The organism is Streptomyces yamdrokensis, from assembly GCF_053890455.1.
This window is the reverse complement of sequence record NZ_CM132679.1, coordinates 4,416,035-4,436,158: the sequence shown is the minus strand read 5'-3', so window position 1 is coordinate 4,436,158 and position 20,124 is coordinate 4,416,035. Positions and strand designations below refer to the sequence as shown.

Sequence of the window (20,124 nt, the reverse complement as noted above, 5' to 3'; positions counted from 1 at the left end):
CTCTGGAGAGGCCCATGCTCCGGGTGCTGATGTTCCTCGTCCCCCTCGCACTGAGCGTCTACGCGTTCATCGACTGCATCAGCACGAAGGACGAGGACATTCGTCACATGCCCAAGCCGCTGTGGGCGATCCTCGTGCTGGTGTTCCCGCTCGTCGGCTCGATCTCGTGGATCATCGCCGGCAAGAAGCGGCACCCCGCGGGCGCGGGCGGCGGCGCCCTCGGTTCCGCGTGGGGCCGGGGCGGCAGCCGGCAGCGGTGGGTGGCGCCGGACGACAACCCCGACTTCCTGAAGTCCCTCGGCGAGGAGCGGGACGGGCCCGGGGAGAAGGACACCGACCCGGACCCGGGCGAGGAAAAGGGCAGGGACAAGGGCACGGGCAAGGACAGGGAACGCGACGAGAAGCCCGAGACGGACTGAGGGACTGTGCGGGGCCGGCCTCCGCCCGGTCGGGTCACCCGCGTCCGGCCGCATGGCCGCTACACCGGCGGTGGCCCGCCCGGTCCCCTGTCGAAGGGGCGGGCCCACGGCGCAGGGGCGGGCCGGTCCGAACCCGAAGGGCCGGGATCACTCGCCCCCGAAAATCTCCTCCGCCTCGGACACGGTGACGGCCCGGGTGAGCCATGCGCGGAGAACCTCGTGGTCGAGGCAGCTTGTGACGCGCGTGCGCACGGCGTCGGCCACCTCGAGACCGCGCTGCTCGAGAACGAGCAGGACATCCTCGGCCCGGCCTTGTAGACGGCCTTCCTCAAAACCTTGTGCACGCCCTTCGTCCCGGATTTCTTCGGAGACGTAGGACTTGCAGAAGGAGAGGTCCACGGCCACCGGATTCCTCCAGAGGTGCTTGGCCGGGCGGTTGTCCAGCCCCTGTGCGGTGAATTCGACGAGGGGATCCGCGATGTCTTCGGGGGTCTCCCGCAACGCTGTGGAGAGCGCCTTCAGTACCTCGTTCACGGCCGTATCGGCGGCGTGTGTGAAGGGGTGGGGGGCGGAGAGTGAGGTGCGGTTTCGGTCCGCCGATCCGGCTCCGGCCCGTCGCCCGGTCGGCGGTCACCGGCCAGGAGGACCGAGCGTGTCCGGGGAGACTGGGGGGATGGAGCCGATCGATACGGAAACGGCCCGGGCCTGGCTCGCGACCGCCGTCGCGGAGGCCCGGGCCGGTCTCGCCGAGGGCGGGGTCCCCGTGGGCGCCGCGCTGTACGGCGCCGACGGGACCCTGCTCGGCCGGGGCCGCAACCGCCGCGTGCAGGACGACGACCCCTCGGTGCACGCGGAGACGGCCGCCTTCCGGGCGGCGGGGCGGCAGCGCTCGTACCGCGGGACGACGATGGTGACGACCTTGTCGCCGTGCTGGTACTGCTCCGGCCTGGTCCGGCAGTTCGGCATCTCCCGGGTGGTGGTCGGCGAGGCGGCCACGTTCCACGGCGGGCACGACTGGCCGGCCGGACACGGCGTACGGATCGTGCTGCTGGACGATCCCGAGTGCGCCGCGATGATGCGGGACTTCGTCGCACGGTGCCCCGAGGTGTGGAACGAGGACATCGGGACGTGACGAAGGCCGGTTCCCGTGCCCGGTGACCGGGTGACGGGAACCGGCCTTCGCGGGCGGTTCCTCGGGGTGCCGCTCAGAAGCCGACGGCGGTGAGGGCGCCCAGGCCGACGTCGGCGTAGGAGTGCTTGCCGGAGACGAAGATGTTCACGCCGTAGTAGTTGAACAGCCAGCAGCCGAAGGCGAGCAGGGCCAGGTAGGCGGCCTTGCGGCCCTTCCAGCCGGCGGTGGCGCGGGCGTGCAGGTAGCAGGCGTAGGCGACCCAGGTGATGAAGGACCAGGTCTCCTTGGGGTCCCAGCCCCAGTAGCGGCCCCAGGCGTCGCCGGCCCAGATGGCGCCCGCGATGATCGTGAACGTCCACAGCGGGAAGACGGCCGCGTTGACGCGGTAGGAGAACTTGTCGAGCGAGGCGGAGGCGGGCAGCCGCTCCATGACGGAGGTGGCGAAGCTGCCGGGCTTGCCGCCGCGCGCGAGCTTGCTCTCGTAGGAGTCCTTGAAGAGGTACAGGACCGTGCCGACCGCACCGACGTAGAAGACCGCGCCGCACAGGATCGCGGTGGAGACGTGGATGTAGAGCCAGTACGAGTCGAGCGCGGGGACCAGCTGGTCGCTCTCGGTGTACAGGACGGTGACGGCCAGGCCGAGGTCGAGGAGGACCGTCGTGGTCAGGAACAGGCCGAGCCAGCGCACGTTCTTCCTCAGCGCCAGCAGCAGGACGTACACGCCGACGGCGACCGTGGTGAAGGTGATGTTGAACTCGTACATGTTGCCCCACGGCGCCCGCTGCACGGACAGCGCCCGGGTGAGCACACCACCGAACTCGACCAGGAAGGCGAGCACCGTGAGGGAGACGGCGATCCGCCCGTAGAGGTCGCCCTGCGCGTCCCCGCCGTGCGCCCCCGGCCCGTCGGGCACGTCCCGCGCGCCGGCCGCCGCCCGTACGACGACCTTGGGCCGCTCCAGTACGGCGGTGCCGCCCCCCTGCTTCACGGTGACGGCGGGGGCGGCCTTCTTCGCCGCCTGCGCGCGGGGGGTGAGCGCGGCGGCGGTGCGGGCGACCCTGCTGCGGCTGCCGAAGATCCATTCGGCGATGTACGCGAAGAAGGCCAGGGTGTAGACCGCCATCGCGGAGTAGATCAGGACGTTGCTGATCTCCGCGAGGTTCTCGTTCTGCGCGGCGGCCAGGCTCGTGGCGGTGACCAGATCGGTTGCGGCGTCGAGAGTCACGGCTTCTCAGCCCCTTCGGCAGGTACGGCTTGAGGATCGGGAGTGTCGGGCGAGTGCGGTGCATCGGGTGCACCAGGTGATTCGGCGGACGGCTCCGGGTCCGGGGCGCCCGGGGCCCGGTCGTAGAGGATTCCGGCGAGGTCGCCGAGTTCCTCGGGCACGGTGGCGGACTCGCTGCGGCCGAGCCCGGCCATCTCGACGACGGTGACGCCGTCGGGGCCCTCGACCGCGCGCACCCACACCCGGCGCCGCTGGATGAACAGGGAGCCGGTCAGGCCGGCGATCGCGACGAGGGCACCGCCGAGGGCCCAGCCGCCGCCCGGCTCCTGGACCATCTGGAAGCCGGCCCATTCCCTGATCTCGTTCTCGAAGGTGACCGTGCCCGCACCGTCCGGGAGGGTCATGGTCTCGCCGGGCGTCAGCATCTTCTTGAACAGCTCGCCGTCGGAGTCCTTGAACTCCTTCATCTTGGTCTTGTCCATCTGGTACACGCTCTGCGGAATGCCGGAATCGGCCTTCAGATCGCCGTGGTAGGCGGACAGCGCGAGCACCGGATAGTCCAGGGCCGGGAACTGGGAGAGCATCGTGCCGCTTTGGGAACCGCCGAAGGTGGGCACGAAGAAGGCGTTGAAGCCGAGCTGTTCCTTCTCGCCCTCGGCGTTGCGGTAGCCGTCGAGGACCTTGACCACTCCGGAGGAGGTGACGTTGGAGTCGAGCGGCAGCAGGGGCACCGCGTCCTTGAAGACGACCTTCCCGTCACCGTCGCGGACGGTGACCACGGGCGCGTAGCCGTGGCTGACGAGGTAGACCTTGGAGTCGCCGATCCGCAGCGGCTCGTTGACCTTGACGGTGGTCGTCCTCTCCTCGCCGTAGGCGCCCTCGCTGTAGACGAGCTCGGTCTCGTAGGTGCGCGGCGTCCCCTTGTTGGGGCCGCTGCGCTCGTAGGTACCGGTGAAGGACTTCACGTCGAAGCTGAACGGCTCCAGGTCGGCGACGTCGAAGAGGTTGCCGGACTTGAAGTCGTCGTACTGGGAGAGCGTGTTGGCGAAGCCGTTGCCCTCGACGATCAGCTTGTTGCCCTCGGACTTGAACAACTGGCCCCAGGCGAAGGCGGTCAGCATCACGATCAGGGCGAGGTGGAAGGCGAGGTTGCCGGCCTCGCGCAGATAGCCCTTCTCGGCGGCGACGGCGTCACCGGCGAGGTGGGCGCGGAAGCGGCGCTTCCGCAGCAGGGCGAGCGCGGCCTCGCGGACCTGCCCGGGGTCGGCCCCGGTCCGCCAGGTGGTGTACGCGGGCAGCCGGGTCAGGCGCTTGGGGGCGCCCGGCGGGCGGCCGCGCAGCTGGCCCACGAACTGCCAGGTGCGGGGCACGATGCAGCCGATGAGGGAGACGAACAGCAGGATGTAGATCGCCGAGAACCACACCGAGCTGTAGACGTTGAACAGGCCGACCTTGTCGTAGACCGGCGCGAGGAACTCGTGCTGCTCGCGGAAGTCGGCGACCCGGGTCTCGTCGACGCCGGTCTGCGGGATCAGCGAGCCGGGGATCGCGGCGAGCGACAGCAGCAGGAGCAGCAGCAGCGCGACCCGCATGGAGGTGAGCTGCCGCCAGAACCAGCGGGCCCAGCCGATGACGCCCAGGGCGGGCAGGTTCGGCAGGTCCTCCCTGGGCGCGGTGGACAGCTGGGAGCCGGCCGCGCCGAGGTCCTGGTCCTGGTCGCGGGCGTCCTGGTCCCGCTGGTGGGCCTGGTCCCGTCCGGTCTTGGAAGTCGTGCTCATCGCCGTCAGATCCCCACAGTGAAGCCGTTGGACCAGGTCTGCATCTCCACCACGAGGCTGTCCCACACGCCGGTGAGCAGCAGCACTCCGGTCAGGATCATCATCGTGCCGCCGGCCCGCATGACCCAGACGTAGTGCCGCTTGACCCACCCGAAGGCACCGAGCGCCTTGCGGAAGGCCACGGCCGCGAGGACGAAGGGCAGGCCCAGTCCCAGACAGTACGCGACGGTCAGTACGGCGCCGCGTCCGGCGCTCTCCTGCTGTGCGGAGAGCGTCAGTACGGAGGCGAGGGTGGGGCCGATGCAGGGCGTCCAGCCGATGCCGAACAGGGCACCGAGGACGGGCGCGCCGGCCAGCCCGGCCGCCGGCCGCTTGTGGAAGCGGAACTCGCGCTGGGTCAGCCAGGGCATCATCCCCATGAAGAAGACGCCCATCAGGATCATGAGGACGCCGAGCACCTTGGTGAGGACGTCCGACTGTTCCTGCAGCGTCTGCCCGAAGAAGCCGAAGAAGGCTCCGCCCGAGACGAACACGACGGTGAAGCCGAGGACGAACAGCGAGGCGCCGGCGACCATCCGGCCGCGCCGGGCCTCGGCCAGGTCGGTGCCGGACACTCCGGTGACGTAGGAGAGGTAGCCGGGGACCAGCGGCAGGACGCAGGGCGAGAAGAAGGAGACGAGGCCGCCGAGCAGGGCGATGGGCAGCGCCACCAGCAGGGCGCCGTTGAGCACCGTGCCGTTGTAGCCCGTCCCGGCGGCGAGGGAGCCCGCGTCGGCCGCGAGCGTGGTGAGGACGGTCACGTCACTTCTCCGCGACGACCGGCTCGAGCATCTTCAGCAGCCGTTCCTCGCTGAGCGCGGTGAGCGATCGGGCGGCGACCTTCCCGTCCCGGTCCAGGATCAGGGTGGAGGGGATCGCCTGCGGGTTGAGGGTGCCCTTCTCGAAGCGGAGCATCAGCTTGCCCGTGGGGTCGTACAGGCTCGGGTAGGTGATGCCGAAGTCCTTCTCGAAGGCGCGCGCCGCCCCGGTGCTGGTGTCGCGGGTGTTGATGCCGACGAACTGCACGCCCTGGCCGGCGTAGTCCTCGGACACCTTGGCGAAGTACTTGGCCTCCGCGCGGCACGGGTTGCACCAGGAGCCCCACACGTTGAGGACGACGACCTCGCCCCGGAAGTCGGCGACGTCGAGGTGTTCGCCCTCGATCGTCCTGCCGGACAGGTCGGGCGCGGCGACGCGCTCGCCCCTGGCGACGGTGGAGATGCCGTCGGTGCCGGTGACGAAGTTGGTGTTGCCGCCCCCGCCGGAGGTTCCGCCGGAACCGCACGCGGAGAGCAGCAGGGCCGCCACCGCGGTTCCGGCTGCCAGGACGGCACGGCGGCGCGCGCGGGCGCGCGGGGCGTGCGCGCGGGCTGCGTGAACTCGGGTGGCACGGACACCGGTGGCGCGGTTCGAGCGCTGGGAGGCGCGGCTGGCGGCACTCATGTGAAAAGTTTCGCATGCCCGTTCCGGGGATCTTGGGCACCCCCCTTGCGGACGGAAACCCGCATATCAGGCGCCGCTCGCGACCCCCGCGCCCGCCCCGGCCCCCGCGCCCGTGGCGCCGCCCGAGCCACCGGAGCCCTCCGAGCCGCCGGAGCCGCCGGAACCGCCCGAGCCGCCCGAGCCGCCCGAGCCGCCCAGGAAACCCTTCCAGCCACCGGCCGGTTCCTGCCCGACCCCCAGCGTGCGCAGCCGCTCCAGCACCTCGGGCTTCTGCACGTCCAGCCAGTCGGTGAACTGCCGGAAGGAGACCATGCGCACGTCGCCGCCCTTCTCCTTCTCCCTGGCGATGTGCTTGACGACACCCTCGACGGCGTCCATGTAGATGCCGCCGTTCCACTCCTCGAAGTGGTTGCCCACGAAGAAGGGTGCCCGGTTGGTCTCGTACGCCCGCTTGAAGCCCGATATGTACGCCCGGGTCGCCTGTTCCCGCCAGGCGGGGTGGTTGCTCGCGGGCGCGTTGGTGGAGTTGACGGACTGGTTGGCGAGGATGTTGTAGTCCATCGACAGGACCTCGAAGGACCGGCCCGGGAACGGGATCTGCTGCAGGGGCAGGTCCCACATCCCCCGGCGCTTCGACGGCCAGACCTGGAGACCGCCGGGCGAGGAGGCGTCGTAGCGCCAGCCCAGGTCGCGGGCGGTGGTGAGCAGGTTGTCCTGGCCGAGCAGACAGGGCGTACGGCCGCCGACGAGTTCCTTGTCGTAGTCGAACGGCAGGGACGGCAGGTCCGTCCAGCCGGAGTTGGTGCGCCACTCCTTGACGAACGACTTCGCCTGGTCGATCTCGCTGCGCCACTGCTGCGGGGTCCAGGTGCCGACGCTGCCGGAGCCGGCGCAGAAGTGGCCGTTGAAGTGGGTGCCGATCTCGTGGCCCTCGAGCCAGGCGCGGTGGACGTTCCTCAGCGTGTCCTTGATGTGGCCGTCGGTCAGGTAGCCGATGTCGGAGGCACCGCGCGGGTTGTTGGGCGGGTCGTACAGCCGCTTCTTCGACTCGGGCAGCAGGTAGATGCCGGAGAGGAAGAACGTCATGTGGGCGTCGTGCCGCTCGGCGAGGTCCAGGAAGCGCGGGAAGAGCCCGTTGCCGACCTCGCCGGCCCCGTCCCAGGAGAAGACGACGAACTGCGGCGGCGCCTGACCCGGCTCCAGCGGCACCGGCCGGGAGGGCTGGTGGGGCTGCTTGCCGGTGAAGGCGGTGGAACCGTCGCCGATCGGCCGGACGGCCTTCGTCGGCTCGGACTCCCCGGGGCGGTCACCGTCCTTCGGTCCACCCGTACGCCTCGAATCGCCCGAGCCGCTGCCACTGCCGCTGCCGCAGCCGGCCAGCGAGACCGCCGCGACGGCTCCTGTCCCGAGCCCGAGCATTCCCCTGCGGGTGAGCGCGCGCATGACATCCCCGATCGTCGCGTCCTCTGGTGGTCACTCACTCAGAGGACGCGACGGGAACGGAAGTTCCCTGCCTCGTACGAAGGTTCGGCAACGAACGTCACGAGGGGGTGCCGGGCACCGGGTAAGCCGGGGCGAGCGGGGGCCGGCGCGTCCCGCCGCAGGGCGGAGGAGAGGGCGTCGACGCGGCGGGGCCCCGGGCGCGGGCCCCGCCGGTCAGGCCTACGCGCCGAAGGCCTTGCCCTGCGGGGTGCCGTCCTTCCCCTTCACCGGTTTGGCGCCGGCGAGGAGGTGGGCGGGGACGAGATCGCGGGCCGGCTCGCTGTAGCCGACGGAGACGATCCTGTCGCCCAGGTAGGTGAAGGTGGTCAGCGAGGCGAGCGTGCACTGCCGCTTGCGCGGGTCGTGCCACAGCCGCCGCTTCTCGATGTGGGAGCGCACGATCCAGATCGGCAGCTGGTGGCTGACCAGCACCGCCTCGTGGCCGCGCGCCGCGTCCTTGGCCGCGTCGAGCGCGCCCATCATGCGCACGACCTGCTCGGCGTACGGCTCACCCCAGGACGGCCTGAACGGGTTGACGAGGTGCTTCCAGTTCCCGGGGCGGCGCAGGGCGCCGTCGCCGACGCCGAAGGTCTTGCCCTGGAAGACGTTCCCGGCCTCGAGGAGCCGGTCGTCGGTGGCGATGTCCAGGCCGTGCGCCTTGGCGATCGGCTGTGCCGTCTCCTGGGCCCGCTCCAGCGGGGAGGCGCCGACGTGGACGATGTCGCGGGAGGCGAGGTGCTCGCCGACCCGGTCGGCCATGCGCCGGCCCAGTTCGGAGAGCTGGTAGCCGGGGAGCCGGCCGTAGAGGACGCCGTCCGGGTTGTGGACCTCGCCGTGCCGCATGAGATGGACGACGGTGACGTCCCCGTTCTTCTTCCCCGCGCCGGTGCCGTCGCTCCCGCCGCCGTTCGTGCTGTTGCCCGTGCCGTCGCTCATGCCGTCGCCTCCGCTGCCGCTCGGGCCGCCGCGGGGAGGGCGTCGGCGATCCGCTGGACGGCCCGGTCGTCGTGCGCGGTGGACACGAACCAGGACTCGAAGGACGAGGGCGGCAGATAGACGCCGTTCTCGAGGAGGGAGTGGAAGAAGGCGGTGAAGCGGAACGACTCCTGCGCCTTGGCGTCCTCGTAGTTCCCGACCGGCCGGTCGGTGAAGAAGACGGAGAACATGTTGGAGGCGTTCTGCAGCGTGTGCGCGACGCCCTCCTTGGCCAGCGCCTCGGTGACGAGGGACTGGATCCGCGCGGAGACGGCGTCCACCTTGTCGTACGCGGCGTCGTCGAGCAGCCGCAGCTGGGCGAGCCCGGCGGCGGTGGCGACGGGGTTCCCGGAGAGGGTGCCGGCCTGGTAGACGGGTCCGGCGGGGGCGAGGTGCGCCATGACGTCGGCCCGCCCGCCGAAGGCCGCGGCCGGGAAGCCGCCGCCCATCACCTTGCCGAAGGTCATCAGGTCGGGCCGTACGCCGTCGACGCCGAACCACCCGGCGCGGCTGGTACGGAAACCGGTCATCACCTCGTCGGAGATGTACAGCGCGCCGTTCGCGGCGCAGGCGTCCTTGAGTCCCTGGTTGAACCCGGGCAGCGGCGGTACGACGCCCATGTTGCCCGGGGACGCCTCGGTGATCACGCAGGCGATCTCACCGGGGTGCGCGGCGAAGGCGGCGCGCACGGCCTCGAGGTCGTTGTAGGGCAGGACGATCGTGTCGCCGGCCTGGGCGCCGGTGACACCGGGGGTGTCCGGCAGGGCGAAGGTGGCGACGCCCGACCCGGCGGCGGCGAGCAGCGCGTCGACGTGCCCGTGGTAGCAGCCGGCGAACTTGATCACCTTGGCGCGCCGAGTGAAACCGCGGGCGAGCCGGATGGCCGACATGGTGGCCTCGGTGCCGCTGGAGACGAGCCGGACCTGTTCCAGCGGCTCGATCCGGGCGACCATCTCCTCGGCGAGCGCGACCTCGCCCTCACCGGGCGTCCCGAAGGAGGTACCGCGCGCGACGGCGTCCTGCACCGCGGCGATCACCTCGGGGTGCGCGTGCCCGAGGATCATCGGCCCCCAGGAGCAGACGAGGTCGACGTACTCCCGCCCGTCGGCGTCGGTCAGGTACGGACCGGTGCCGGACACCATGAACCGGGGCGTGCCGCCGACCGCCCGGAAGGCACGCACCGGCGAATTCACGCCACCGGGTGTGACGGCCGCGGCACGATCGAACAGCGCCTGCGAGGCTTGGGCTTCGTATGGGTATGGCAGTTCGCTCATGACCTGCGACTTCTCCGACCTCTCCGACATCTCGGACTCGGGCTGCGAGTGACCTGTTCAGGGTAGGCCAGGCGCGGGCGGGGGGCCGGGGGCCGGGGCCCACCGGGACCCGCGGCGGTCCCGGTGAGTAATCCCGCCCCACCGGCCCGTACCACCTGTCCGTACGACCACTTCGCACGCCTGTTCAGCACGGTCGCCCCGCGCGGCCGTTCACGGGATCGGGTATCCGGCCACCCGCAGCGGCATCCGGTTCCGAATCGCCCGTGATCTGCGAAACTGGCGTGGGAGTGCACACAGCTCACCGGCCCGGGGCGGCCGGACGCTGGGAAGGACCCGCGGGCAGATGCGACACCGTACGTTTCGGCGGGCGGCCGTGGGGGAGGTCACTGACACGATGATCGGGTTGCGCGGCGGGGCCACGCGGCCTAGAAAAGCAGTCGGGTGGAGATATGCATCGCGGTGGCGGACTGGGCGAGGGGACTGACGACCTCGGCCCTCGGCGTTCCCGGCGGGGAAAGCACCGGCGCGAGGCGGAAGAGGTGGACGAGGCCCGTCGGGCACACGGTGCTCCCGGCGAGGCCGAGTCGATCGGCCCGTCGAGCGCGGGGAGCAGGAATGGTGGGCGAGTGGGGGTGACCTACAAGTATTTCGGCGCGCCGGACGGCGCCACCGCCGCCCGGGTCCCGATCTCGATGCGCCCCGAGGAACTCGGCGGTGACGAGCTCGGCATGAACGGCATGTTCACCAAGATCAAGCCGGAGACGATGGCCGCCATGGTCCTCACCGGCATCGAAGGTGTCCCCCTGCACAAGGTGCCGCCGCTGGAACTGGTCGTCCTGCACCCCGACTACGCGGTCGTGAAACTTCCGATGACCGTCGTCGACCCCCTCCGCGGCGTAGGCGAGGAAGCGGTGGGCGCGGCCGCCTTCATCTGGTCCACGGTCCCGGACCGCGGCGGCCCCCGCGACGCCTTCAACGTCTACCGGCTGCTGCACGAGTGGCAGGACTTCTCGCACCGGCTGCACGAGGCGGGGCACCAGGCGTACTGCCTGGTGTGGCCCTGAACCGGGGTTTTGCAGGATTCGGGCGGGACTTTCGGGTCCCGCCCTCGTCATGTGCCGGGAGGGGCCGTCAGGCGGCCGGGGCACGTTGGGGTTCGCTGGGGGCACTGATGTGCCCTGGGCGGTGGGCGGGTCGCCGTCGTCTTCCGCTTCGTCTTCCGCTTCCGTGCAGGCGTCGCCGCTCGCCTTGCGGGTCCGGGTCTCGGGGGCAGCCCGGTCGTCCACTGGCAGCCGGCCCGGACACCTCCGGCGCCTCGGCGGGCGGGGAGGCGGCAACGGGGCCGCACGTTCCCACAGGTCATCGGACACCGGATCGTCCGACACCCGCAGAACCCTGCCGTCCCCCCACCCGACCGCCAAGCCCCACGAGCCGACTCGTTCCGAAATGATCAAAATGATCAATTGGGTGACGTGAGGACTTCGGCTCCGGACTCGGTGATCGCGATCGTGTGCTCACTGTGTGCCGTCCGGCAGCCTGTCGCGCTGCGGAGCGTCCATCCGTCGGCATCCGTGACGAGTCGAGCGGTGTCCGCCATCACCCACGGTTCCAGGGCGAGTAGCAGTCCGCGACGCAGTTTGTACCCACGGCCGGGCCGTCCGGTGTTCGGAACATGTGGGTCCTGGTGCATCGTCGATCCGATGCCATGACCTCCGAACTCCGTGTTGATCAAGTAGCCCGCCTCGCCGAGGACCGTACCGATGGCATGGGAGAGGTCGCCGATGCGAGCCCCGGGCCCGGCGGCGGCGATCCCTGCGGCCAGCGCACGTTCGGTCGTTTCGATCATCGCGACGCTCTCCGGGGGCTTGGTGTCGCCGACGAGGAAACTGATGGCGGCGTCCGCGGCGACTCCGTCTTTGGAGACGGCGAGGTCGAGTGTCAGCAGATCTCCGTCGGCGAGCGTGTAGTCATGGGGCAGCCCGTGGAGCACGGCGTCGTTGACGGCCGTGCAGATGTAGTGGCCGAACGGGCCGCGTCCGAAGGAGGGCGCGTAGTCGACGTAGCAGGACTGCGCTCCCGCCTCGGCAATCATCTTCTCGGCCCACCGGTCGATGTCGAGCAGGTTCGTGCCGACGGTGGTGCGGCCCTTCAGCGTGTGCAGGATGTCCGCGACCAGGGCGCCTGAGTCCTTTGCTCGGGCCAGCAGGGTGGGGTTCAGGATTTCGATCATGCGACGCTCTTCTCATGCGGCCAATAACTATCCCGGTCAAACTATACCGGTCTAGAATCGGGGCATGGTCAGGTTGCCGCTCACCCCCGCAGAAGTCGCACGCGGTCAGCGCCTCGGCGCCCTCCTGCGTCGGGCCCGGGGAGAACGTTCGATGCTCGAGATCGCGCTCGACGCCCGCGTCTCACCAGAGACACTCAGGAAGATCGAGTCGGGCCGCGTGGCCACCCCCGCCTTCCCGACCATCGCGGCGATCGCCGATACCCTCGGCCTCTCCCTCGATGCGGTGTGGGCCGAGATCAGTCAGCCCGATTACGGCGTTGGACCGGCGACTGGTCACAGCGCACACGAACAGCTGACCGCCTAATCGGCGGTGCACCCATGGACAGAGGACGGTTCTGCGTCACCCAGCAGCCGCCCGCCCACCCCGGCAGCGGGCTGGAGGAGCTGACCAGCCGCGAACGCGGGGCGGTCGCCCCGGCCGCACAGGGCCTGTCCAACGACAAGATCGCCGATCGCCCGGTCATCAGCCCGTCGACCGCCGAGACCCGCATCAACCGGGCCATGGCCGAGCTCCATGCCCGCGACCAGCTCGTGGTCCTCGCCTACGAATCCGGCCTGGTAACCCCGCGCGCTTCCTGACCCCCGCGCGCCGTCGACCGGACCAGTGCGCTACGGAGCCTCATCGCCCAGGACCTCACGGCCTCTTGCGGAAGCTACGGGACCGCCGAGGCCGTGGGCAAGGACCGACTCTGCGTCCTCCCGGGCGGCCGGGGCGCCGAGGCGGCCGTCCGCCCGCCCGGCTCCGTGGCCGGCAAAGGGGCCGGAGCGGCTGTTTGTTCCTCGTCCGTGGGGGGACCCTGCGCCCATGGACAAGAAGCCAGGTCGCCGCCGTATGGGGCAGAACCGGATGCTGTGGCTGCTGGACGCCCTGGAGCGTGATCCCAGGGCGGACGCGGTGATCGACGAGCTGACCAGGAGAGTGCGGGCCCTGCCGCTCGGCCGCGCGCGGGACGGGCTGCACGGCAGGTGGCTCGGCCATCCCGTGCACCCCTTGATGGTCCAGGTGCCGATCGGCACCTGGACGTCCGCCGCGGTACTCGACCTGTGGCCCGGCCGTTCCCGGGAGGCCGGACTCCTGGTGGGTGTCGGACTGGCGGCGGCCGGCCCCGCCGCGCTGACGGGCGCGGTCGACTGGTCCGAGCTGCGTCGTCAGCAGACGCGGGTGGGGCTGGTGCACGCCGTGGCCAACGCGGCGGCCGTGGGTCTGTACGGCGCCTCCCTCCTCTGCCGCCTCACCGGGCGGGCCGGAGCGGGCCGGGCGTACGGCTTCCTCGGGCTGACCGCGGTCGGTGTGGGAGGCATGCTGGGCGGCCACATGGCCTACCGGCAGGCTTCCGGTGCCAACCACGCCGAGGAGGTGCCGCACGTCGTCAGGGAGGGCTGGCACCGGATCGGTACCGTCGACGAGTTCCCCGCCGGCCGGCCCGTGCGGCGCACCGTGGACGACGTGCCGGTCCTGGTGGTGCGCGAACCCGGCGGAACCCTCCACGCGCTGGCCGAGCGGTGCAGTCATCTGGCGGGGCCGCTGTCCGAGGGCACGGTCGCCGACGGGTGTGTCCGGTGTCCCTGGCACGGCAGCGTCTTCCGGCTCTCGGACGGCTGGAACGTCCGCGGCCCCGCGACCGCGCCCCAGCCCGCCTTCGACACCCGGATCGTCGACGGGCACGTGGAGGTCGGCCTGCGCCGGGAGGACGGGACGGAGAGGCCGGCCGGCCGCGGAGCGGACGAGGCGTCGACGGGGACGGGGACGGAAGAGGACAGGGGCCATGGGCACAGCGACTGACGGCCGCTTCGCAGCCCGTCTGGGGCGGCGGCTGCGACGCACCGAACGCGCCTACGCCGCGGGGGAAGAGCGTCCGCTGCGCGGCTATCTGGCTGCCATGGCGGCTTTCGGCGCGTACACGGCAGCCTGGGGGACGGTGGTGAGGATGCGGGGGCGTCCGCTGCCGGACCGGCCCGTGCCCTGGGACGTGGCGCTGACCGCGGTGGCGACGTTCCGGCTGAGCCGGCTGCTGAGCAAGGCGTCGGTGACCAGTCCGCTGAGAGCTCCCTTCACCACCTTCCACGGCCCACAGGGGCCGGCAGAACTGCACGAGGAAGCGCGGTCCGAGGGTGGCAGGGCCACGGTCGGCGAGCTGGTGACCTGCCCGTTCTGCATGAGCGTCTGGGTGTCCTCGACCCTCACCGCCGGGCAGCTGCTCTGGCCGCGCGCCACCCGCACCACCATGGGGGCACTCACCGCGCTGGCCGGTGCGGACGCGTTGCAGTTGGTGTACAGCGCGTTGGTGGAGAAGACGACCGGTGAGTGATCAGCCTTTCGCGGTCACCGTCCCCGGGGCAGTGGGCCCACGCCGGCGTGGCGGCCGGGGCGCATCGCGGCGTGGCGCTGCCCGGGGCCGGGACCCGACCGGGCAGCCAGGGCGTCGGCGCCGGCGCCGGTGGCGAAGGCGTACACCGTCTTGTGGAGCAGGTCGACGACGAGTTCGCGGCGCGGCCAGGTCTGGGGCGGGGCGCCGACGCCGGTGGCGTTCTCCAGGATCTGGTCGGTGGTGATCCGGACGACGGCGAACTTCGCCGACGACCAGGGCCCGCGGAGCCCGGCGTGCGACATCACCGACCGCAGGACGCCGAGGAGGGCACCCTGCCCCACGTGCATGGCCAGGTTCACCGGCACGGGTTGACGGCCGGGGTGCTCCCGCATGCCGGTCAGGCGTTCCAGGGTCCGGGCGGGCACATGGGAGTCACGACGGCCGGTCAGCCGTTGCTCGGCCTTCTCGCCCAGCGTCATCACCAGCACCCCGGCCGTGCCGGCGACCAGTCCCTGCCACAGCGCGCGCTTCATCATGCCGCGGCGGGTACCCACGCCTCCCCGGCTCACCTGCCCCGGTTCCTCCGGGCCGCCCGGGCCGTCACCGTTTCGTTTCGGCGGCCACGGAAACCCGGCGCCGGACGGTGGCGATCGGACACCGGAGCGGAGGGCGTCCATGAAGAAGCTGTGGTGGACAATTCCGGTCGTCGCGGCCGGGGCGGTGGCCGTGCGACGGTCCCGGCCGGCGCACCGGGCCGACGACCGGGCGGGTGATCGCCGGCTCACCGTGCGCGGCGCCCGGACGCACGGGCAGCGCTACCTTCCGATGCTCCTGGAGCGGATGGCCGCGGGCGAGATCGAGACGGCCCGCCTCGCGACCCACCCGCTCCCGCTCGACCGGGCGCCCACGGTGTACGACCTGTTCAAGCACAGGACCGACGGCCGCGTCCGTGCCGTCATCCGTCCGGAGTCCCGAGGGGCCGCATGACCGTCGTCCGGACCGCTTACCTGGTGACCGACCGTCTGGCCCGGTGGCGCTCGGCACCGGCCTTCCACCCTCACGGGGTGCTGTGCTCGGGAACGCTGGCCGTGACCGGCCGCGCGGACGCCGGATGGGGTGTGCCGTGGCTGGACCGGCCCGGCTCCTACCGGGCGACGGTGCGCTGGTCCCGTGCGCTCGGCCTGCCCCGACGGCTGCCGGACGGCCTGGGCCTGGCCGTCCGGGTCGAGGATGCCGACGGTCCGGGCAACACACTCGACGTGCTGTTCGCCTCCAGCCGTTCCGGCCGGTTCGGCCGCCATCTGCCCCTTCTGCGGCCCGACGCCCTGACCGGGCCGTACTCCACCCTGCTGTCCTACCGGGTGGGTGAGCGGGAACGGGTGCTGGCGGCCTTCCCCGTCCCCGGCCCGGGCGGCCGTCCGGACGACACCATGCCGGCACTGTGGCAGGAGGTCGCCCGCCGGCCCGTCCGCTTCGACCTGCGCGCGGCCGCCCCCGACGAGCCCTGGTGCACGTTCGCCTCACTGTCCCTGGAAGCGGTACACACCGCTCCGGCCACCCGCACCGTGTCCTACGACCCCTACGCCCACAGCCTGCCCGGACTGCGTCCCACCGGACGACTGCGCCGGCTCCGCGACGCCGCGTACGCCGGCTCCCGCCACGGACGAACCGCCGGTGAGCGCGACGGCCGGCCGGCGGGTCCCCCGGTGGCGGATGCGGGCCGGTCCCGGCCCGGCTCGACGTAGGTGTGCCCGGGGGCCACGCCCCGGGCTCGCGCCCCCGGCTGCACCACTGGCCGCCATCAGAGCACCATCAGGGCGCCATGGGCTCGGGAGCCCGCGGCGGACACCTGTCCCGAGGGCGCGTTCAGGACACATGAGGCCGGGAAGCGGCGTGGACCAGTGAGTACCACGGAGGAAAATCCTCCCTGGTCAGCACAGGTTCCTCCGAGAAACCCCAGGTCAGTGGGATGCCGCCGTCAGCCGCTCCACGACACGAGTGGCGGGACTTCGGCCACCGCCTGTACGGGGCGGGGACACGCTACGCCGACGAGTACGGCATCCGCCTGCCTGGTTGACCCGTCAGGAGGAACCACCCTGCCTGCGGGTGTGAGCGGTGGCCCGAAAGCGCCCATGGTGAACAGACTGGGGAGCAGGTCTGCACCCGTCGCCCGAAGCGGGATACCCCGGCGACGCGCGCCCCCCCTCGCCCCCAGGAGGCACCCCCATGACGTTCAATCCGCTGGAGCAGCGGGGTATCCCGCTCGACCGCCAACTGCGCAGTTGGCGTGAGCTGGACGTGGAGCCGATCGATCCGGACCACTGCGACCCGTACACCCGCTGCCGGATCATCACGATGAACGGCATCGAGGTGGAGGCGATCATGTTCAGCCACCACCTCGCCCGCCACACGGTCGACCCGGAGATCAAGCGGCAGCTGGCGCGGGTGCGCTACATCGAGGCGCAGCAGCAGAGGGTGGTCAACTGGCTCCTTCCGGGCGTGTCGTCGGTGCTGGAGACGACGATCGCCTACGAGCAGGTCGCGGTGGACCTGACGGCGTGGGTGGCGCGGATGGAGCCGGATCCGTACCTGAAGCAGGCCTACCAGTTCGGTGTGCTGGAGGACTTCGACCACCTGTACCGGTACGCGAACCTGTACGAGATGATCGAGCACCGCAAGGCGGAGTCGATCGTCGACGGCCTGACCGAGGTCATGCCCGGCCGGCCCACCAGGTTCCAGCACCGCGACCCGGTCGACAACGTCCGCGACCCGTACGCCAAGGACGAGACAAACCCGCTGTCGAAGCTGCACGCGCTGACGATCATGTCGACGGAGCAGCAGACCATGAACTTCTACATGAACACCGGCCCCACCTACATGGAGCCGATCGCCCGCCAGCTGTACCAGGAGATCGGGCTGATCGAGGAGGAGCACGTCACGCACTACGAGTCCCTCGTGGACCCCGGTGAGACGTGGTGGGAGCAGCTCGTCAACCACGAGTACAACGAGTGCTACCTGTACTACTCCTTCATGGAGCAGGAGAGCGACCCGAAGGTGAAGGCCATCTGGGAGCTGCACCTGAACATGGAGCTGGAGCACCTGCACGCCGCCTGTGACCTGATGCGCCGGCACGACGGCCGTGATCCCGCCTCGGTGCTGGCCCCGGAGCTGCCCAACGTGCTGACCTTCGAGCCGAACAAGGACTACGTCCGGGAGCTGCTGGACACCCAGATCGACCTGACCACGCTCGGGGCCGGCTACGTGCGCGAGGCGCACGAGCGGTTCGAGCAGATGCAGGAGCGGATCCACGGCGGGGAGGCGCCGCCGAGCGACCGGGTCATCACGGAGCACGACGAGATGTTCGGCCGCGAGTACCGGCTCCAGTCCGAGGGCGAGCACCCCGACCCCGCTCAGCGCGAGAAGTAGGGGGGAGCCGAGATGTCCGAGCTGCACACCCCGCACGCGGGGGACGACAGGGCCGAGGACGACGACGTGGTCGCGTTGCTGATGCGTCAGCACGGCGACATCCGCAACCTCTTCGACGAGGTCGAGGCCACCACCGGCGAAGAACGCCGCGACGCCTTCCGCCGCCTGGTGCGCCTGCTGGCCGTGCACGAGACCGCCGAGGAGGAGGTCGTCCACCCCTTCGCCCGGCACGGCTTCCCCGGCGGCGAGCAGGTCGTCGAGGACCGCCTCGCCGAGGAGAGGGCGGCCAAGGAGACCCTCGCGGCCCTCGACGGGATGGACACCGACGACCCCACGTTCATGCCCCGGCTCCTGGCACTGCGCCAGGACGTCCAGGAGCACGCGCGGGCCGAGGAGCGCTACGAGTTCACCCACATCCGCCGCAGCACCGACACCACCGGCCTCGCCTCGATGGCCAAGGCCATCAAGGCCGCCGAGGCCATGGCACCCACCCGGCCCCACCCGGGCGTCGAATCGGGCGCTGCCAACATGGCCCTCGGGCCCGTCGCCGCCCTCATGGACCGCACCAAGGACGCCGTGCGCAAAGCCATGGGCAGGAACTGAACCCACGAAGGCGCCCTCGTCCCGTGCCCGGGCCGGCCGGAGTCGGCCCGGGCACGGGACGAGGGCGCCGGGTCACGACGTCCGGTCCCCGGGGGCAGGCTGCCGGCCCTCGCGCGGGCCGTCGCCCGGCGCTCCGCGGGGGTGGACGGCGAGCGGCAGCCGCCCCGTTCGGAAAGGCGGACGCACACCGTGAGGACCCGTGAACACCGGGCGGACCCAGGAAGCACGGGACGGCCCGAGCCCCGGCGCTCGCTGCTCGTGTGCGCCTTGATCGGCGCGGCCGTCATGGCGGCCGTGGACGAGATCGTCTTCCACCAGATCCTGCACTGGCACCACTTCTACGACCGCTCCACCTCCGGCGTGGGACTGGTCTCCGACGGTCTGCTGCACACCGCGGAGCTGCTGGCGCTGGTCGCCGGCTTCTTCCTCCTCGCGGACCTGCGGCGCCGCCGGGCCCTGGCGCCCGCACACGCCTGGGGCGGGTTCTTCCTGGGACTCGGTGCCTTCCAGGTCTTCGACGGCGTCGTCGACCACAAACTGCTGCGCCTGCACCAGATCCGCTACGGCGTCGACCTCACCCCGTACGACTGGGCGTGGAACCTGGCGGGCCTCGCCCTGCTCCTGGCCGGCCTGGGCGTCCTCGTCCGTGCCGGGCGACGGGGACGTCGGTCGTCGTGACGGCCGGCCCGCTTCCGGCCGTCACGACGACGGCCGTCCTCGTGTGCGGCCCGCTCTGCGTGGGGTACGTCCTGGCCGCCGCCGCGCTGAGGCGTCGTGGCGACGCCTGGCCGTGGCGACGGGACTGCGCCTTCGTCGCCGGGGGCGTGGCGCTGGTCTGGGGGCTGTGCGGGTGGCTGCCGGGCGGGCCGTTCACCGCCCACGCGGTCCGTCACCTGCTCGTGGCCATGGCGGGCCCCGTCCTGTTCGTGGTCGCACGTCCCCTCACCCTCGCCCTGCGCGTGCTGCCTCCGGGTGCCCTCCGCCGAGGGCTGTTGCGCGCGGCGCACTCGGTCCTCGCCACGTGGTCGCTGTTTCCTCCGGTGGCCGCGGCCGTCGACGTCGGCGGGCTGTGGGTGCTCCACCGCACCGGTCTGCTGTCCGCCGCGCACCACCGTCCCGTCCTGAGCGGTGTCCTCGATCTGCACGCGCTGGTCGCGGGCCTGCTCTTCTCCTTCGCCGTCTGCCAGCGCGACCCCGTCCGCCGTCGGTGGAGCCTGTCCCTGCGGGCGACGACGCTGCTCGCCGCGGGGACGGCCCACGCCGTCCTCGCCAAAAGTCTCCATGCCACCGGACCGCCGGGCACCTCCTTCGAGACGCACGACCTGCGCCTCGGCGCGCAGGTCATGTACTACGGCGGGGACGCGGTCGAAGTCGTCCTCGCGCTGGCCCTCGCCGCCGAGTGGTACGCGGCCACCGGCCGGCGCCGGGCCCGGCGTGCGGCCCGGTCCGAGCGCGGTCGCGTGCCGACCGGGAGCACCGGGCGGGCGGGGCCGGCTTCCTGACCCGCCGGCGCCCGCACACGGCGTTCACCGCTCCCGGACCCGGGGCCGGGCCGGGTCGCGGGGCGCCCATGGCGGACGCGGGCTGGCCGCACCAGGTTTGAACAGGCCCGCCAGTGGCATCTCACGAGCATCGCTGGGCAGACGGCGTTAGGTCCGGGTGCCCAGCGGTGGCGTCCGGTCCGGAACGCCTCCACGACCGTGGAGGCGCCGTGCGACAGCGACGAAAG

Annotated in this window: 21 protein-coding genes and 2 pseudogenes; 13 read left to right on the top strand and 10 right to left on the bottom strand. The window is 71.6% G+C overall.

The features are described from left to right. The first annotated feature begins 14 nt into the window (after positions 1-14). Positions 15-419, top strand: a complete 405-nt coding sequence (locus ACWZEH_RS19765; RefSeq protein ID WP_456192487.1) for a PLD nuclease N-terminal domain-containing protein — start codon at positions 15-17, stop codon at positions 417-419. 147 nt (positions 420-566) lie between these two features. On the opposite strand, the pseudogene ACWZEH_RS19760 reads toward ACWZEH_RS19765, so the two are convergent. Continuing rightward, a pseudogene (locus tag ACWZEH_RS19760) lies at positions 567-1,016 on the bottom strand (hypothetical protein); the annotation flags it as partial. A 76-nt stretch (positions 1,017-1,092) separates the two neighbouring features. Here ACWZEH_RS19760 and ACWZEH_RS19755 point away from each other — a divergent pair. Beyond that, positions 1,093-1,551 (top strand): nucleoside deaminase, encoded by a 459-nt coding sequence (locus ACWZEH_RS19755; protein WP_456192486.1) that lies wholly within the window; start codon positions 1,093-1,095, stop codon positions 1,549-1,551. Between the two features lie 73 nt (positions 1,552-1,624). Here the strand turns inward: ACWZEH_RS19755 and ccsB are convergent, their stop codons facing one another. The 7 genes from ccsB to hemL form a co-directional block, all read right to left on the bottom strand. Continuing rightward, on the bottom strand, positions 1,625-2,776 hold the full coding sequence (ccsB, locus tag ACWZEH_RS19750; RefSeq protein WP_456192485.1) for a c-type cytochrome biogenesis protein CcsB: 1,152 nt from the start codon (positions 2,774-2,776) through the stop codon (positions 1,625-1,627). After that, a complete protein-coding gene (resB, locus tag ACWZEH_RS19745; protein WP_456192484.1) occupies positions 2,773-4,554 on the bottom strand; it encodes a cytochrome c biogenesis protein ResB in 1,782 nt (593 codons plus the stop codon). The genes ccsB and resB overlap by 4 nt, the downstream gene beginning before the upstream one ends. A gap of 5 nt (positions 4,555-4,559) precedes the next feature. Beyond that, a complete protein-coding gene (locus tag ACWZEH_RS19740) occupies positions 4,560-5,354 on the bottom strand; it encodes a cytochrome c biogenesis CcdA family protein (protein WP_456192483.1) in 795 nt (264 codons plus the stop codon). Position 5,355: 1 nt separating this feature from the next. Next, the gene (locus ACWZEH_RS19735; RefSeq protein WP_456192482.1) at positions 5,356-6,036 is read right to left on the bottom strand and encodes a TlpA family protein disulfide reductase; all 681 of its coding nucleotides are present in this window, start codon (positions 6,034-6,036) and stop codon (positions 5,356-5,358) included. A gap of 66 nt (positions 6,037-6,102) precedes the next feature. Then, entirely contained in the window at positions 6,103-7,479 is a 1,377-nt protein-coding gene (locus ACWZEH_RS19730) for a polysaccharide deacetylase family protein (protein ID WP_456192481.1), read from the bottom strand. A 219-nt stretch (positions 7,480-7,698) separates the two neighbouring features. After that, positions 7,699-8,361, bottom strand: a complete 663-nt coding sequence (locus tag ACWZEH_RS19725) for a histidine phosphatase family protein (protein WP_456199709.1) — start codon at positions 8,359-8,361, stop codon at positions 7,699-7,701. Between the two features lie 89 nt (positions 8,362-8,450). Beyond that, on the bottom strand, positions 8,451-9,767 hold the full coding sequence (gene hemL, locus ACWZEH_RS19720) for a glutamate-1-semialdehyde 2,1-aminomutase (RefSeq protein WP_456192480.1): 1,317 nt from the start codon (positions 9,765-9,767) through the stop codon (positions 8,451-8,453). Between the two features lie 449 nt (positions 9,768-10,216). Between hemL and ACWZEH_RS19715 the strand changes: the two genes are divergently transcribed. Further along, positions 10,217-10,831 carry a hypothetical protein gene (locus tag ACWZEH_RS19715; RefSeq protein WP_456192479.1) on the top strand — a complete coding sequence of 205 codons (615 nt, stop codon included), beginning with the start codon at positions 10,217-10,219 and terminating at the stop codon, positions 10,829-10,831. Between the two features lie 395 nt (positions 10,832-11,226). Here the strand turns inward: ACWZEH_RS19715 and map are convergent, their stop codons facing one another. Next, positions 11,227-11,997, bottom strand: a complete 771-nt coding sequence (gene map / locus ACWZEH_RS19710) for a type I methionyl aminopeptidase (RefSeq protein WP_456192478.1) — start codon at positions 11,995-11,997, stop codon at positions 11,227-11,229. A gap of 64 nt (positions 11,998-12,061) precedes the next feature. Between map and ACWZEH_RS19705 the strand changes: the two genes are divergently transcribed. From ACWZEH_RS19705 to ACWZEH_RS19690, 4 genes and pseudogenes are all read left to right on the top strand, one after another. Then, positions 12,062-12,361, top strand: coding sequence for a helix-turn-helix domain-containing protein (locus ACWZEH_RS19705; RefSeq protein WP_456192477.1), 300 nt, complete (start codon positions 12,062-12,064; stop codon positions 12,359-12,361). Positions 12,362-12,405: 44 nt separating this feature from the next. Continuing rightward, positions 12,406-12,636 (top strand): annotated as a pseudogene (locus tag ACWZEH_RS19700) (response regulator transcription factor); the annotation flags it as partial. Between the two features lie 226 nt (positions 12,637-12,862). Further along, positions 12,863-13,840: a Rieske (2Fe-2S) protein gene (locus tag ACWZEH_RS19695; protein ID WP_456192476.1), complete on the top strand. Its 978-nt coding sequence runs from the start codon at positions 12,863-12,865 to the stop codon at positions 13,838-13,840. Further along, positions 13,824-14,366: a DUF1360 domain-containing protein gene (locus ACWZEH_RS19690; RefSeq protein WP_456192475.1), complete on the top strand. Its 543-nt coding sequence runs from the start codon at positions 13,824-13,826 to the stop codon at positions 14,364-14,366. Before ACWZEH_RS19695 ends, ACWZEH_RS19690 begins: the two co-directional genes overlap by 17 nt. 14 nt (positions 14,367-14,380) lie before the next feature. On the opposite strand, the gene ACWZEH_RS19685 is transcribed toward ACWZEH_RS19690, so the two are convergent. Continuing rightward, positions 14,381-14,902, bottom strand: coding sequence for a hypothetical protein (locus tag ACWZEH_RS19685; protein WP_456199707.1), 522 nt, complete (start codon positions 14,900-14,902; stop codon positions 14,381-14,383). A 139-nt stretch (positions 14,903-15,041) separates the two neighbouring features. Between ACWZEH_RS19685 and ACWZEH_RS19680 the strand changes: the two genes are divergently transcribed. The 6 genes from ACWZEH_RS19680 (at position 15,042) to ACWZEH_RS19655 (ending at position 19,897) form a co-directional block, all read left to right on the top strand. Then, positions 15,042-15,353 carry a hypothetical protein gene (locus tag ACWZEH_RS19680; protein WP_456192474.1) on the top strand — a complete coding sequence of 104 codons (312 nt, stop codon included), beginning with the start codon at positions 15,042-15,044 and terminating at the stop codon, positions 15,351-15,353. Continuing rightward, entirely contained in the window at positions 15,350-16,111 is a 762-nt protein-coding gene (locus ACWZEH_RS19675; RefSeq protein WP_456192473.1) for a phosphodiesterase, read from the top strand. Before ACWZEH_RS19680 ends, ACWZEH_RS19675 begins: the two co-directional genes overlap by 4 nt. A gap of 481 nt (positions 16,112-16,592) precedes the next feature. Beyond that, the gene (locus tag ACWZEH_RS19670) at positions 16,593-17,792 is read left to right on the top strand and encodes a hypothetical protein (RefSeq protein WP_456192472.1); all 1,200 of its coding nucleotides are present in this window, start codon (positions 16,593-16,595) and stop codon (positions 17,790-17,792) included. Between the two features lie 12 nt (positions 17,793-17,804). Further along, positions 17,805-18,395, top strand: coding sequence for a hemerythrin domain-containing protein (locus ACWZEH_RS19665; RefSeq protein ID WP_456192471.1), 591 nt, complete (start codon positions 17,805-17,807; stop codon positions 18,393-18,395). Between the two features lie 285 nt (positions 18,396-18,680). Further along, positions 18,681-19,073, top strand: coding sequence for a DUF2243 domain-containing protein (locus tag ACWZEH_RS19660; RefSeq protein WP_456199705.1), 393 nt, complete (start codon positions 18,681-18,683; stop codon positions 19,071-19,073). Next, positions 19,070-19,897 carry a cytochrome c oxidase assembly protein gene (locus tag ACWZEH_RS19655; RefSeq protein ID WP_456192470.1) on the top strand — a complete coding sequence of 276 codons (828 nt, stop codon included), beginning with the start codon at positions 19,070-19,072 and terminating at the stop codon, positions 19,895-19,897. The genes ACWZEH_RS19660 and ACWZEH_RS19655 overlap by 4 nt, the downstream gene beginning before the upstream one ends. Positions 19,898-20,124: the final 227 nt, after the last annotated feature.

What these genes read in the sequence shown, in the direction of transcription:
- hemL (WP_456192480.1), bottom strand. Translation starts at nt 9,767, where the DNA reads ATGAGCGAACTGCCATACCCATACGAAGCCCAAGCCTCGCAGGCGCTG.
- resB (WP_456192484.1), bottom strand. Translation starts at nt 4,554, where the DNA reads ATGAGCACGACTTCCAAGACCGGACGGGACCAGGCCCACCAGCGGGAC.
- ACWZEH_RS19705 (WP_456192477.1), top strand. Translation starts at nt 12,062, where the DNA reads ATGGTCAGGTTGCCGCTCACCCCCGCAGAAGTCGCACGCGGTCAGCGC.
- ACWZEH_RS19660 (WP_456199705.1), top strand. Translation starts at nt 18,681, where the DNA reads ATGGCGGCCGTGGACGAGATCGTCTTCCACCAGATCCTGCACTGGCAC.
- ACWZEH_RS19665 (WP_456192471.1), top strand. Translation starts at nt 17,805, where the DNA reads ATGTCCGAGCTGCACACCCCGCACGCGGGGGACGACAGGGCCGAGGAC.
- ACWZEH_RS19730 (WP_456192481.1), bottom strand. Translation starts at nt 7,479, where the DNA reads ATGCGCGCGCTCACCCGCAGGGGAATGCTCGGGCTCGGGACAGGAGCC.
- ACWZEH_RS19675 (WP_456192473.1), top strand. Translation starts at nt 15,350, where the DNA reads ATGACCGTCGTCCGGACCGCTTACCTGGTGACCGACCGTCTGGCCCGG.
- ACWZEH_RS19695 (WP_456192476.1), top strand. Translation starts at nt 12,863, where the DNA reads ATGGACAAGAAGCCAGGTCGCCGCCGTATGGGGCAGAACCGGATGCTG.
- ACWZEH_RS19690 (WP_456192475.1), top strand. Translation starts at nt 13,824, where the DNA reads ATGGGCACAGCGACTGACGGCCGCTTCGCAGCCCGTCTGGGGCGGCGG.
- ACWZEH_RS19765 (WP_456192487.1), top strand. Translation starts at nt 15, where the DNA reads ATGCTCCGGGTGCTGATGTTCCTCGTCCCCCTCGCACTGAGCGTCTAC.
- ACWZEH_RS19735 (WP_456192482.1), bottom strand. Translation starts at nt 6,036, where the DNA reads ATGAGTGCCGCCAGCCGCGCCTCCCAGCGCTCGAACCGCGCCACCGGT.
- ACWZEH_RS19755 (WP_456192486.1), top strand. Translation starts at nt 1,093, where the DNA reads ATGGAGCCGATCGATACGGAAACGGCCCGGGCCTGGCTCGCGACCGCC.
- map (WP_456192478.1), bottom strand. Translation starts at nt 11,997, where the DNA reads ATGATCGAAATCCTGAACCCCACCCTGCTGGCCCGAGCAAAGGACTCA.
- ACWZEH_RS19685 (WP_456199707.1), bottom strand. Translation starts at nt 14,902, where the DNA reads ATGATGAAGCGCGCGCTGTGGCAGGGACTGGTCGCCGGCACGGCCGGG.
- ACWZEH_RS19725 (WP_456199709.1), bottom strand. Translation starts at nt 8,361, where the DNA reads ATGCGGCACGGCGAGGTCCACAACCCGGACGGCGTCCTCTACGGCCGG.
- ACWZEH_RS19715 (WP_456192479.1), top strand. Translation starts at nt 10,217, where the DNA reads ATGCATCGCGGTGGCGGACTGGGCGAGGGGACTGACGACCTCGGCCCT.
- ACWZEH_RS19680 (WP_456192474.1), top strand. Translation starts at nt 15,042, where the DNA reads ATGAAGAAGCTGTGGTGGACAATTCCGGTCGTCGCGGCCGGGGCGGTG.
- ACWZEH_RS19670 (WP_456192472.1), top strand. Translation starts at nt 16,593, where the DNA reads ATGACGTTCAATCCGCTGGAGCAGCGGGGTATCCCGCTCGACCGCCAA.